Here is a 12,216-nt window from a genome sequence, read left to right on the forward strand (position 1 = left end):
CTGAACTCGATCGAGGCGATCACTGATGCACCGATCAATTGGGCATCCAAAGAGCTGTAAGAACTGCCAATAGGCGGGGACGGCGGGGTGCCGCCGTCCCGCCCCGGGGGGTGGATCAGGCGGCGTAGGTGTTGTCCTTCATGAGGAAGGTCGCCAGCGGCTGGCCGCCGCCGTTCGACATCGCGGTGAAGGTGATGCCCAGGGTGGACGCCGCCTTGCGGGCCAGCTTGATGTCGTCGGAGGCGGTCACCTGGCCGCGCGGGATGATGAAGCGGTACGTGACCGGGGTGCCGCCGACCCGGACGTCGGTGAACTCCAGGCCGAGGGCGCGGACGTCGGCGTACGGACGCTCGGCGATCTCGTACTTGAACGAGTCCGTCGACGCGGCCGGCTCCGGCTTGACCTCGCCGCCGCCCATGAAGAACGGCAGCGTGTCCTCGTTGAACTGGAGCATCGAGAACTTCAGCGAGAGGTCACGGCTGGAGTAGATGAAGTGCACCGGGGAGACGGACTGCCAGGTGTCGATCGGCTCCAGCTTGTCCTTCTTGGAGAAGGTGACGCCGTCACCGGTGGTGTAGCCGAGGTTCGTCCAGGTGGCCGAGGCCCAGTCGGCGGCCGGGTCGGCGCCGAAGGACGGGGCGGCCGCGCCGGCCTCGGCGACGAAGAGCTTGCCGGTGCCGGCGACGCGGATCTCGGCGGAGTTGTTGCCTGCCATGGGGTTTCTCCTTCTGAGGGGTGAGGGCGCCGCGCCCGGGCGAGGGAAGGCCCGGGCACGGCAAAGGCCCCGCCGGTCGGCGGGGCCTTGTCGGTGGGGCCGGACGGGGTCCGGCGGGGCCGTCGGAGACGGCGTGGGGTGTTCCCGGCCGTCGGGAGACGGTGGCGGGGGTGTCCCAAGCCGTCGGGAGACGGTGGCGGGGGTGTCCCCGGCCGTCAGAAGACGGTGAGGGAGAGGCGCAGCACGCAGAGGTAGCGGTTCGCGCCCCGGTAGAGGTAGTCGGGCAGCCAGCGCGGGCCGTCCTGCTCCTCCACGTCGTGGACGACGTTGCTCGCGCCGACCTGCTTGCCGAGGGTGGCGAGCAGGGCGCGCCGGGCGCCGTTGGCGAGGACGTGGGCGGCCTCCTTGGTGGGGCCGTACACCTCGAACTCGATCAGCGGCATGTCGACGTGGAGGTCGCCGATCCAGGCGCCGCCGCGGCGGTTGACCAGGACGGCGGCCTGGGTGCCGTCGAAGCCGGCGGGCGCCTGGACGGCGATCACCGCCCCGGCCAGGGCCGGGTCGGCCTTGAGGACGTCGACGACCAGCTTCTCGACGTCCGGGAACGCACTCGGGGGAGTGGTCATGACGGTTCTCCTCGGGAGGGAGGGGCGGTGGAGAGGGAGCGGAGGGCCGCCGTCCGGGGTTCCCGCGGGGGAGGGGGGCGAGGGGCGCGGGAACGCGCCCGGACGACGGACGGCGGAGCCGCCGCCCGTCCTGCGGGCGCAGCTCCGCCGCTGCACCAACTGTGACAGAGAGCGTGCGCGCACGCAACTAATTCGGTGACCGACGTGCCCCAGACCCCAGAAACACGGTTCTGACCTGCGGTGATGTCTTCCAAGGAGCCGAGGCCCGCGGATAGGTTGGCCCTTCCGACCCCCGAGGAGCCGCCCGTGTCCGCCGCCCGACCCCGCCTGCTCTACGTCACCGACCTCGCCTACCCGGCCCGCGGACGCCGCTACTGCGACGAGGACATCGACCTCACCGCCCGGCTCCGCGCCTCCTTCGACCTCGCCCTCTGCCACCCCCGCGACGCCGCCGCCCTCATGGAGGGCTTCGACGCGGTCGTCGTCCGCAACAGCGGCCCGGTCCTCCACTTCCAGGAGGCGTACGACCGCTTCCGCGAGCGCGCCACCGCCCTCGGCACCCCCGTCTACAACCCGCTCCACGGCCGCGCCGACATGGCCGGCAAGCAGTACCTCGTCGACCTCACCGCCACCGGACACCCCGTCATCCCCACCGTCGACCGGCCCGAGGAGCTGCACCGCCTCCCCGAGGCGGCCGCGTACGCGGTCAAGCCCAAGGCCGGCGCCGACTCCATAGGGCTGCGGTTCGTCCCGTACGCCGAGCTCGCCGGACTCCCGTACGGGGACGGGGAACTGCTCGTCCAGCCCCGGATCGACTTCCGCTACGAGGTCTCCTTCTTCTTCGTCGACGACCGGTTCCAGTACGCGCTGTACGCCCCCGACCCCGAGCGCCGCTGGGAACTGGCACCGTACGAACCCACCGCCGCCGACCTCGACTTCGCGCGCGGCTTCATCGCCTGGAACACCCTGCGCCACGGCATCCAGCGCGTCGACGCCTGCCGGGCCCCGGACGGCGGACTCCTCCTGGTCGAGCTGGAGGACCTCAACCCGTACCTCTCCCTCGACCGCCTCGACGAGCCGGGCCGCGCCCGCTTCACGGCGGAACTGACCCGCTCGCTGCGGGACTTCCTCACGGCATGACGAAGCGCCCCCGTGTCCGGCCGGACACGGGGGCGCTCTCGGGAAACGCGCGGACTCTCGGACGCTCGGACTCGCGGACCGGCTCAGGCGGTACGCGGCCGGCGGCGGGCCGCCCGCTCCGCCGCGAAGACGTCCTCCAGGCGGAAGAGCTGCGCCCGTCCCGCCTTGCCGACGGCCCGCAGATGGCCCAGCTGGACCCACTTGCGGATCGTCGCGGGCGCCACGCCCGCCTCCTCGGCGGCGAGCGGGCCCGGGATCAGGGCCGGCAGGTGGGGCGAGCTCAGCATGAGGTCTCCTTCGTGTCGTCCATCGCCGCCTCGATCTCCTCCGTGCGGGCCCCGGAGGCGTCCGCGAGCTCCGCCCACTCGTCCTCCCGCCACAGGTGCCGGTAGGCGGGGTCGTCCTGGCAGCCGCACACCGGATCGACGCAGACGCAGGCGGGGTTCACGCACAGCACCGCCCGGCGGTCCGGGAAGGCGCGCAGCGAGACCGAGTCGCACCAGGGGCAGCGGCCGGCCACCCGCACCACGGTCTCCGCCTCGCCGAGGGTGCGGGCGCACCGGCGTGCCATCCGCCGCACCTCGTCCCGCACGTGGCGGGCCAGGTCGGGGTGGGCGGCGACGGCGTCGAGCCGGGCGACGACCCGGCGCAGCCGGTCGACCACCCCGGCGCGCGGCGGCCGGGGCAGGCCGAGCCGGGCGTGCACGGCCTCCTCCAGCTCCACCACGCCGTCGGTGACGTCCCGGATGCAGTCCGAGACGTGCAGCCGGATCGGGGCGGCGCCGTGGCCGGGCACGGCGAGCCCGTGCCGCTGCTCCAGGAGCAGGGCCTCGCGCCGCTCCTGGCGGATGAGCGCGCCGGTGCCGGGGTGCGGCGCGGCGGGCGCGGTGCCGGCGGGGGAGCGGCGCACCGGCGCCAGCTCCTCGGCCAGTTCGGGGAAGTGGCGGGCGAGGGCGGCGGCCCAGAGGGTGACGTCCCGCAGGACGGCTTCGGCGGCGCCGCCGACGGCGGGCTCAGTCACGGTCGCCTCCGGTGCGGGCCGGGGCGGCGCCGGTGGCGAGGACGGCGTCGAGGACGGCGTCCAGCTGGGCGGCGACGGCGCGGTCGTCGAGCGGGGCGGCTCCGGCGCGCACGGCTTCCACGCGGGCGGAGGCGGCGGTTCCGGGGCGCGAACGGGGCTTCACCGGGCGGCCGTTGCGCCAGAGGCGTCCGGCGCAGACGCCGTCGAACCAGCTCTCGGCGGGGGCCACGGCCGCCTCGCACTCGCGGGCGACGGGGCAGCCGGCGCAGGCGCGCAGGGCGGGGGCGGCCTGCCGCTCGCGGCGGGCGAAGACGACGGCCGGGGAGAGGCCGGCGCACGCGGCGGCGGCCTGCCAGGGGGTCGGGTCGGGCTGGGACAAGACGGTTCTCTCCACGGTCCGGGCCACCGGGACGCAAGGGGCCCGTGGGGGCCCTGGGGTTCAGGAGGCGACGAGTGCGGCGAGCGGCAGACTTACATGTTGCGCGCTCGCGCGCAACTATGGATGTGGAGGGGTTCTTCATCGATTCGACACGATTGCGTGCCCGAAAGCACGTAATTCCGTGCGCGCAAGCACGCTAGAGTGAGGGGCCCGGAGGGTGGGGATGATGAGGGAGCGGTAGAGCATGAACGGTCAAGGACTCGACGAGTTCGCCGGCTGGGTCGAAGGCCTGATGAGACGGCGCGGATACGACATCGACAGCCCGCGCGGCGGCGGCAAGTCCCGCATCGCGGACGAGGCGGGGGTCCACCGGGCCGCCGTGACCCGGCTGCTGCAGCGGCAGAGCATGCCCGATCTGGAGACCATGCGCCGCATCGCCCCGCTCCTCGGGGTCTCCGTCCGCGACATGCTCATCCGGTCCGGCCGCGTCACGCCGGAGGAGCTGCCGCTGGCGGCCGATCTGCTGCCGCCGAGCGACTGGCAGCCCACCATGGAGGACTTCGCCCGCTGGCTGGGCGTCCCCGACGAGCGGATGGGCGTCTTCGTCAAGGTCGTCAGCCAGTTCCTGGAGCCCGACGCCGCTCCGGACGCCGAGGGCCCCCGCGCCGAACCCCGCCGCACGGCCCGCGACTGACCCGCCCGGCCCGAGACCGGCCCGCGGCCCGGCCTGAGACCGGCCCGTACCGGCCGTGGCCCGGCCCGCGATCGGGCCCGTACCGGCTCGTGGCCCGGCCCGTGGCCCGGCCCGTACCGGCTCGTGGCCCGGCTCGTGACACGGTCCGTTCCGGCCCGCGGCCGGACCGGCTCGGGGGGCTGCCCGTCGTCCGTTACCGGCGGATCGCCGTGCCCCGGGGGGCCGGACGATCTTCCCGGTCGGGTCGGCGGGTTCCATTTCTTTTGACCGCAGTCCGTGCGATAGGTACGCTCATGCCTTGTGCCTGGGGTGTGCCTGGGCTCCTGTGCGTGTCCACAACCGCACGGTGAGTCCAAGACCGGCCACCGTGATCCGCGCCTTTCCGCGCTCTGCGGAAGGTCCACCGGATCCGACACGCCCGACCGCGTGGGTCGGTGAATGTTCCAGGTTAGTAGTACTTACGGCACACAGAAACCGGAGAAGTAGTGCCTACGATCCAGCAGCTGGTCCGGAAGGGCCGGCAGGACAAGGTCGAGAAGAACAAGACGCCCGCTCTCGAGGGTTCGCCCCAGCGCCGTGGCGTCTGCACGCGTGTGTTCACGACCACCCCGAAGAAGCCGAACTCGGCCCTCCGTAAGGTCGCGCGTGTGCGTCTGACCAGCGGCATCGAGGTCACGGCCTACATCCCGGGTGAGGGACACAACCTGCAGGAGCACTCGATCGTGCTCGTGCGTGGCGGCCGTGTGAAGGACCTGCCTGGTGTTCGTTACAAGATCATCCGCGGTTCCCTCGACACCCAGGGTGTCAAGAACCGCAAGCAGGCCCGCAGCCGCTACGGCGCCAAGAAGGAGAAGTAAGAATGCCTCGTAAGGGCCCCGCCCCGAAGCGCCCGGTCATCATCGACCCGGTCTACGGTTCTCCTCTTGTCACGTCGCTGATCAACAAGATCCTGCTCGACGGCAAGCGCTCCACCGCTGAGCGCATCGTCTACGGCGCCATGGAGGGCCTGCGCGAGAAGACCGGTGCCGACCCGGTCGTCACGCTGAAGCGCGCCCTCGAGAACGTCAAGCCGGCTCTCGAGGTCAAGTCCCGCCGTGTCGGTGGCGCCACGTACCAGGTGCCGATCGAGGTCAAGCCCGGTCGTGCCTCCACCCTCGCGCTGCGCTGGCTCGTCGGTTACTCCCGCGCCCGCCGCGAGAAGACCATGACCGAGCGCCTCATGAACGAGCTCCTGGACGCCTCGAACGGCCTGGGTGCTTCGGTCAAGAAGCGCGAGGACACGCACAAGATGGCCGAGTCCAACAAGGCCTTCGCGCACTACCGCTGGTAGTCGCAACCCCCATCGAGACCGAGAGAAGACTGAAGCCTTATGGCTACCACTTCGCTTGACCTGGCCAAGGTGCGCAACATCGGCATCATGGCCCACATCGACGCGGGCAAGACGACCACCACCGAGCGGATCCTGTTCTACACCGGCGTTTCGTACAAGATCGGTGAGGTCCACGACGGCGCTGCCACGATGGACTGGATGGAGCAGGAGCAGGAGCGTGGCATCACGATCACGTCCGCTGCCACCACCTGCCACTGGCCGCTCGAGAACGTCGACCACACGATCAACATCATCGACACGCCGGGTCACGTCGACTTCACCGTCGAGGTGGAGCGTTCCCTGCGCGTGCTCGACGGTGCTGTCACCGTGTTCGACGGCGTGGCCGGCGTCGAGCCCCAGTCCGAGACCGTCTGGCGTCAGGCGGACCGCTACGGCGTTCCGCGTATCTGCTTCGTCAACAAGCTCGACCGGACCGGTGCCGACTTCTTCCGCTGCGTCGACATGATCGTGAGCCGCCTCGGCGCCACTCCGATCGTCATGCAGCTCCCGATCGGTGCCGAGGCCGACTTCGAGGGCGTCATCGACCTCGTGAAGATGAAGGCCCTCGTCTGGTCCGCCGAGGCGACCAAGGGCGAGATGTACGACATCGTCGACATCCCGGCCGACAAGCAGGAGCTCGCCGACGAGTGGCGCGCCAAGCTCGTCGAGGCCGTCGCCGAGAACGACGAGGAGCTCATGGAGCTCTTCCTCGAGGGCGAAGAGCCCACCGAGGAGCAGCTCTACACCGCGATCCGTCGCATCACCATCGCCTCCGGCAAGGGCGGCGACACCACGGTCACCCCGGTGTTCTGTGGCACCGCGTTCAAGAACAAGGGCGTCCAGCCCCTGCTCGACGCCGTCGTCCGCTACCTGCCGTCGCCCCTCGACGTCGAGGCCATCGAGGGCCACGACGTCAAGGACGCCGAGCTTGTCGTCAAGCGCAAGCCGTCCGACGACGAGCCGCTGTCGGCCCTCGCGTTCAAGATCGCGAGCGACCCGCACCTCGGCAAGCTCACCTTCGTCCGGATCTACTCCGGTCGCCTGGAGGCCGGCACCGCGGTGCTGAACTCCGTCAAGGGCAAGAAGGAGCGCATCGGCAAGATCTACCGCATGCACGCGAACAAGCGTGAGGAGATCGACTCGGTGGGCGCCGGCGACATCGTCGCCGTCATGGGCCTGAAGCAGACCACCACCGGTGAGACGCTGTGCGACGAGAAGAACCCGGTCATCCTGGAGTCCATGGACTTCCCGGCGCCGGTCATCCAGGTCGCGATCGAGCCCAAGTCCAAGGGTGACCAGGAGAAGCTGGGTGTCGCCATCCAGCGTCTCGCGGAGGAGGACCCCTCCTTCCAGGTCCACTCGGACGAGGAGACCGGCCAGACCATCATCGGTGGCATGGGCGAGCTCCACCTCGACATCCTCGTCGACCGCATGCGTCGCGAGTTCAAGGTCGAGGCCAACGTCGGCAAGCCGCAGGTCGCGTACCGCGAGACGATCCGCAAGGCCGTCGAGCGTCACGACTACACCCACAAGAAGCAGACCGGTGGTACCGGTCAGTTCGCCAAGGTGCAGATCGCGATCGAGCCCATCGAGGGCGGCGAGGCGTCGTACGAGTTCGTGAACAAGGTCACCGGTGGCCGCATCCCGAAGGAGTACATCCCTTCGGTCGACGCGGGTGCGCAGGAGGCCATGCAGTTCGGCATCCTGGCCGGCTACGAGATGACTGGCGTCCGCGTCATCCTTCTCGACGGTGGCTACCACGAGGTCGACTCCTCCGAGCTCGCGTTCAAGATCGCCGGTTCGCAGGCCTTCAAGGAGGCCGCGCGCAAGGCTTCCCCCGTGCTCCTTGAGCCGATGATGGCCGTCGAGGTCACCACGCCCGAGGACTACATGGGCGAGGTCATCGGCGACATCAACTCCCGCCGTGGCCAGATCCAGGCCATGGAGGAGCGTCACGGTGCCCGCATCGTGAAGGGCCTCGTGCCCCTGTCGGAGATGTTCGGCTACGTCGGCGACCTCCGCAGCAAGACCTCGGGTCGCGCAAGCTACTCGATGCAGTTCGACTCCTACGCCGAGGTTCCGCGGAACGTCGCCGAGGAGATCATCGCGAAGGCCAAGGGCGAGTAACGCAACCGCGTTCAACGCATCGCGTGCACACGCTTTAGGCTTGACACCGACCGGTGGGGGGCCGTCCCGAGAGGGATACCCCCTGCCGGGCGGCACCCCAGCAAAGATCACCTGGCGCCGATGAAGCAAGGCGTTCAGAACCACTCCACAGGAGGACCCCAGTGGCGAAGGCGAAGTTCGAGCGGACTAAGCCGCACGTCAACATCGGCACCATCGGTCACATCGACCACGGTAAGACGACCCTCACGGCCGCCATTACCAAGGTGCTGCACGACGCGTACCCGGACCTGAACGAGGCCTCGGCCTTCGACCAGATCGACAAGGCTCCCGAGGAGCGCCAGCGCGGTATCACGATCTCGATCGCGCACGTCGAGTACCAGACCGAGTCGCGTCACTACGCCCACGTCGACTGCCCCGGTCACGCGGACTACATCAAGAACATGATCACGGGTGCCGCGCAGATGGACGGCGCCATCCTCGTGGTCGCCGCCACCGACGGCCCGATGCCGCAGACCAAGGAGCACGTGCTCCTGGCCCGCCAGGTCGGCGTTCCGTACATCGTCGTCGCCCTGAACAAGGCCGACATGGTGGACGACGAGGAGATCCTGGAGCTCGTCGAGCTCGAGGTCCGTGAGCTCCTCTCCGAGTACGAGTTCCCGGGCGACGACCTTCCGGTCGTCCGCGTCTCGGCGCTCAAGGCGCTCGAGGGCGACAAGGAGTGGGGCGAGAAGCTCCTCGGCCTCATGAAGGCCGTGGACGAGTCCATCCCGCAGCCCGAGCGTGACGTCGACAAGCCGTTCCTGATGCCGATCGAGGACGTCTTCACGATCACCGGTCGTGGCACCGTCGTCACCGGTCGTATCGAGCGTGGTGTCCTCAAGGTCAACGAGACCGTCGACATCATCGGCATCAAGACCGAGAAGACCACCACCACGGTCACCGGCATCGAGATGTTCCGCAAGCTGCTCGACGAGGGCCAGGCCGGTGAGAACGTCGGTCTGCTCCTCCGTGGCATCAAGCGCGAGGACGTCGAGCGCGGCCAGGTCATCATCAAGCCGGGTTCGGTCACGCCGCACACCCAGTTCGAGGCCCAGGCCTACATCCTGTCGAAGGACGAGGGTGGCCGTCACACCCCGTTCTTCAACAACTACCGCCCGCAGTTCTACTTCCGTACCACGGACGTGACCGGCGTCGTGACCCTCCCCGAGGGCACCGAGATGGTCATGCCGGGCGACAACACCTCCATGTCCGTCGAGCTGATCCAGCCCGTCGCCATGGAGGAGGGCCTCAAGTTCGCCATCCGTGAGGGTGGCCGGACCGTCGGCGCCGGCCAGGTCGTCAAGATCACTGCCTGATCTTCGACTGACCTGGTGGCTCGTACGAGCTGCCAGCAGTGAGGGAAGGCCCCGCACCGGAAGGTGCGGGGCCTTCTCGCGTTCCCGGCCGCCCGCTACGGCCGCCAGGACCAGGGCCGGCCGTCCGGGCCGAGCCCCACCACCGCCACGCCGTCGGCGCCCGCGTGCAGCGCGACCGCCACCGCCGCCGGCCCCTCCGTCCGGGTCCGCAGCCGGCCGCCGGCCCGCACGCACACCCGGCCCTCGCCGTCCGTGCCGAGCAGCACCGTGCCGAGCGCCGCCGAGCGCGCCGCCCGCACCTCCCCGAAGCCGTCCAGGCCGGCGTCCCCGCCGTCCGGGCCGACCAGCCGCGCCGAGGCCGGCGCCCGGTGGTAGAGCCCGCCGCCCGCGCTCGCCACCGTCGCACCCGACAGCGGCAGCGCGCCCGGCGCCTCCCGGCCGTCCACCCAATGGCGTACGGCCTCCCGCCCCGCCGCGTACAGATGCGTGCGCCCGTCCGGGTCCGTCGAGACGGCGAAACCGTCCTGCACGACGGCGTCACCCGGCAGCGCCCGCCACGGCCCCCAGGAGCCGTCCGCCGCCCTGACCCGCTCGGCGACACCCCGCGCCGCGTTCCGCACGTACAGCCGCACCCGGCCGTCCGGAGCCGTCACCGCCACCGGCACGCCGAGCCGGCGGCTGCGCTCCGCCCCCAGGTCCGGGGTGCCGAGGCCGCGCCACGCGAGGAACGGGCCACCGGGGGAGCACTGCTCCAGGAGGACCACCTCCCGCCGGTTGGGGCCGCCGTGCCCCTCCAGGGCCGCGAACCGCACCCCGAGGAGCAGCACCCGCCCGTCCGGCAGCACCGCCGCGCCGAGCCCCGGAGCCAGCGGGCCGCCGCCCAGGTCCTCGGGACCGCTCCACACCCCGGGAGCCGACTCCCGCCACCGCACCGCGCGCAGCCCGAGAACCCCGTACGCGGCGAGCCGCCCGTCCGGCTCGGCGGCGAGCGCGAGGCCGGGGCCCGGCCAGCGGCGGTGGGTGGAGCGGACCCAGCCCTTGCGGCTGGTCAGCGGCCGGTCGCCGCCGACGCCGTAGTCGCCGCACCCCGAGGGGTTCCCGCACGCCCAGGACGGATCGCCGCCGTACGGCACCAGGCGCGCCGCCTTCCCCGCCAGCACCCCGGGCGGCAGGTTCTTCGGCCAGTGGCGGTTGTAGTAGCCGCGGAAGGCGGCCGCCGCGAAGAGCGGGACCGGCGCCCCGGCCCGTACCTCCTCCGCCACCCAGCGCACCAGCGCCGACCAGGCGAAACAGGCCGCCGCCGTGTGGTCCCCGTGGTCCGAGTAGCCCGGCTGCTCGGAGTCCCGGCGGCGGACCGCCTCGGGGCTCGGCTGGACGTCCGGGTCCGGGTCGAGGGTGTGCACCACGGTGGGCCGGTAGCGGCGCAGCAGCCCGGTCAGCGCCGCGACCAGGCCCTCGTGGTCGTACGTCCCCGGGCGCGCGACCGGCGAGCCCGCCGAGCGATGCGCGGACAGCTCCAGGGCCCGGTCCTCCCACAGCGCCGGCAGCGCCATGTACCGGCGCGGGGTGTGCATCGGCAGGTCGAGGTGGATCAGCTCGACCCGGCGCCCGCCGCGCGCGAGCACCGCCCGCTCCGCCGTCCGTCCGCCGCCGAGGGCCAGCGCCTCCCGCCGCCACGGCGTGAACGGCGGCAGGCCCAGGGCCGCCGCGTAGCTCTGCCGCAGGCCCTGGCGGCGGGCGGAGGAGTAGGCGGCCCGGTCCGGCGGTGTCCTCGGCATGCCCGGGACGCGGTTGACGCCGGTGTGCTCGCCGGCCGTCACGTAGACGGAGACCAGGGGCACCCCGGCGTCCAGCAGCCGCTGCGCGTCCGGGTTCATGAAGTACAGGTCGTCGTCCGGGTGCGCCACGAACTGCATCAGCAGCGCGCGGCGCGGCTCCCCGCCCGCGAAGGGCTTGCCCGGCGCGGGGTCCGCGGCCGGGGAGGCCCGGCGCGGGGCCGGCACGGAGCAGCCCGTGGCGAGCGCCGTGGTCACAGCGGCGGCCAGGAGCGAACGGCGGGACGGTGTCTGCACGGCGGGTGGCCCTTCCCCCCAAGGTCGGTCCCTGGCTAGACGGCCGGCGCGGGGCCGGGGTTGCCCGGGCGGCAGGGGCAGGCCGCCGTCTTGCATGCCGGGACGAACCGGAATGCTTACTGGTGCGTGCATTCACATCGATGTAACACTGCGCCCGGCGGCGGTCCCACCAGGTGCGGGGGCGCGCGAGGACGCCGCCCGTCAACGCTCGGCAACGGCGCCGAGCTCCGCACCGCTTCCCTGGCGCGTACCGCCGTGCCAGAAGGGGGTACTCCGTGCCGTCCCGTCCCACCACCGAGACCACCGCCGGCGCCCGCTCCGCGCTCGACGCCCTGCGCGCCGAGATCGAGCACCGCAACCCGGCGCAGCCCGAGTTCCACCAGGCCGTCCACGAGGTCCTCGACAGCCTCGCGCCGGTGCTCGCCGCGCGCCCCGAGTACGCCGAGCCCGGACTCCTGGAGCGGCTCGTCGAGCCCGAGCGGCAGATCGTCTTCCGGGTCCCGTGGCAGGACGACCGGGGCCGCGTCCGGGTGAACCGCGGCTTCCGCGTCGAGTTCAACAGCGCGCTCGGCCCCTACAAGGGCGGCCTGCGCTTCCACCCCTCGGTGAACCTCGGCATCGTGAAGTTCCTCGGCTTCGAGCAGATCTTCAAGAACGCGCTGACCGGCCTCGGCATCGGCGGCGGCAAGGGCGGCAGCGACTTCGACCCGCACGGCCG

The 12,216-nt window shown here is 71.7% G+C and carries 13 protein-coding genes; 7 read left to right on the forward strand and 6 right to left on the reverse strand.

Features of this window, described 5'->3' with window-relative positions; all coding sequences use genetic code 11:
• Positions 1-115: 115 nt before the first annotated feature.
• Complete coding sequence (locus AB0E19_RS37510) at positions 116-715, reverse strand: phage tail protein (RefSeq protein WP_362189379.1); 600 nt, start codon at positions 713-715, stop codon at positions 116-118.
• A 215-nt stretch (positions 716-930) separates the two neighbouring features.
• Positions 931-1,341 carry a hypothetical protein gene (locus AB0E19_RS37515; RefSeq protein ID WP_362189382.1) on the reverse strand — a complete coding sequence of 137 codons (411 nt, stop codon included), beginning with the start codon at positions 1,339-1,341 and terminating at the stop codon, positions 931-933.
• A 306-nt stretch (positions 1,342-1,647) separates the two neighbouring features.
• Here AB0E19_RS37515 and AB0E19_RS37520 point away from each other — a divergent pair, with 306 nt between their 5' ends.
• Positions 1,648-2,481, forward strand: a complete 834-nt coding sequence (locus AB0E19_RS37520; RefSeq protein WP_362189385.1) for a hypothetical protein — start codon at positions 1,648-1,650, stop codon at positions 2,479-2,481.
• Between the two features lie 83 nt (positions 2,482-2,564).
• Here the strand turns inward: AB0E19_RS37520 and AB0E19_RS37525 are convergent, their stop codons facing one another.
• Genes AB0E19_RS37525 through AB0E19_RS37535 form a run of 3 tightly spaced genes read right to left on the reverse strand, consistent with a single transcriptional unit; the run spans position 2,565 to position 3,881 of the window.
• A complete protein-coding gene (locus AB0E19_RS37525) occupies positions 2,565-2,768 on the reverse strand; it encodes a hypothetical protein (protein WP_359528454.1) in 204 nt (67 codons plus the stop codon).
• A complete protein-coding gene (locus tag AB0E19_RS37530) occupies positions 2,762-3,502 on the reverse strand; it encodes a hypothetical protein (RefSeq protein WP_362189389.1) in 741 nt (246 codons plus the stop codon). The genes AB0E19_RS37525 and AB0E19_RS37530 overlap by 7 nt, the downstream gene beginning before the upstream one ends.
• Positions 3,495-3,881, reverse strand: coding sequence for a WhiB family transcriptional regulator (locus AB0E19_RS37535; RefSeq protein WP_362189392.1), 387 nt, complete (start codon positions 3,879-3,881; stop codon positions 3,495-3,497). The genes AB0E19_RS37530 and AB0E19_RS37535 overlap by 8 nt, the downstream gene beginning before the upstream one ends.
• 244 nt (positions 3,882-4,125) lie before the next feature.
• Between AB0E19_RS37535 and AB0E19_RS37540 the strand changes: the two genes are divergently transcribed.
• The 5 genes from AB0E19_RS37540 to tuf all read left to right on the forward strand — a co-directional run bounded on the left by AB0E19_RS37540 (position 4,126) and on the right by tuf (position 9,426).
• The gene (locus tag AB0E19_RS37540; RefSeq protein ID WP_362189395.1) at positions 4,126-4,575 is read left to right on the forward strand and encodes a helix-turn-helix transcriptional regulator; all 450 of its coding nucleotides are present in this window, start codon (positions 4,126-4,128) and stop codon (positions 4,573-4,575) included.
• Positions 4,576-5,060: 485 nt separating this feature from the next.
• On the forward strand, positions 5,061-5,432 hold the full coding sequence (rpsL, locus tag AB0E19_RS37545) for a 30S ribosomal protein S12 (protein WP_003948652.1): 372 nt from the start codon (positions 5,061-5,063) through the stop codon (positions 5,430-5,432).
• Between the two features lie 2 nt (positions 5,433-5,434).
• Positions 5,435-5,905: a 30S ribosomal protein S7 gene (rpsG, locus tag AB0E19_RS37550; RefSeq protein WP_030494244.1), complete on the forward strand. Its 471-nt coding sequence runs from the start codon at positions 5,435-5,437 to the stop codon at positions 5,903-5,905.
• 39 nt (positions 5,906-5,944) lie between these two features.
• Positions 5,945-8,071 (forward strand): elongation factor G, encoded by a 2,127-nt coding sequence (gene fusA, locus AB0E19_RS37555; protein ID WP_362189400.1) that lies wholly within the window; start codon positions 5,945-5,947, stop codon positions 8,069-8,071.
• Positions 8,072-8,232: 161 nt separating this feature from the next.
• Positions 8,233-9,426, forward strand: a complete 1,194-nt coding sequence (gene tuf, locus AB0E19_RS37560) for an elongation factor Tu (protein WP_360601226.1) — start codon at positions 8,233-8,235, stop codon at positions 9,424-9,426.
• 95 nt (positions 9,427-9,521) lie between these two features.
• Here tuf and AB0E19_RS37565 read toward each other — a convergent pair whose 3' ends face one another.
• Positions 9,522-11,498: a PIG-L family deacetylase gene (locus tag AB0E19_RS37565; RefSeq protein ID WP_362189405.1), complete on the reverse strand. Its 1,977-nt coding sequence runs from the start codon at positions 11,496-11,498 to the stop codon at positions 9,522-9,524.
• A 332-nt stretch (positions 11,499-11,830) separates the two neighbouring features.
• On the opposite strand from AB0E19_RS37565, the gene AB0E19_RS37570 reads away from it, so the two are divergent.
• Positions 11,831-12,216 (forward strand): Glu/Leu/Phe/Val dehydrogenase dimerization domain-containing protein (locus AB0E19_RS37570; RefSeq protein ID WP_362189408.1); only part of this gene is annotated, 386 nt, incomplete at its 3' end.

Source organism: Streptomyces sp. NPDC047974 (genome assembly GCF_040653375.1).
Classification (GTDB): domain Bacteria; phylum Actinomycetota; class Actinomycetes; order Streptomycetales; family Streptomycetaceae; genus Streptomyces.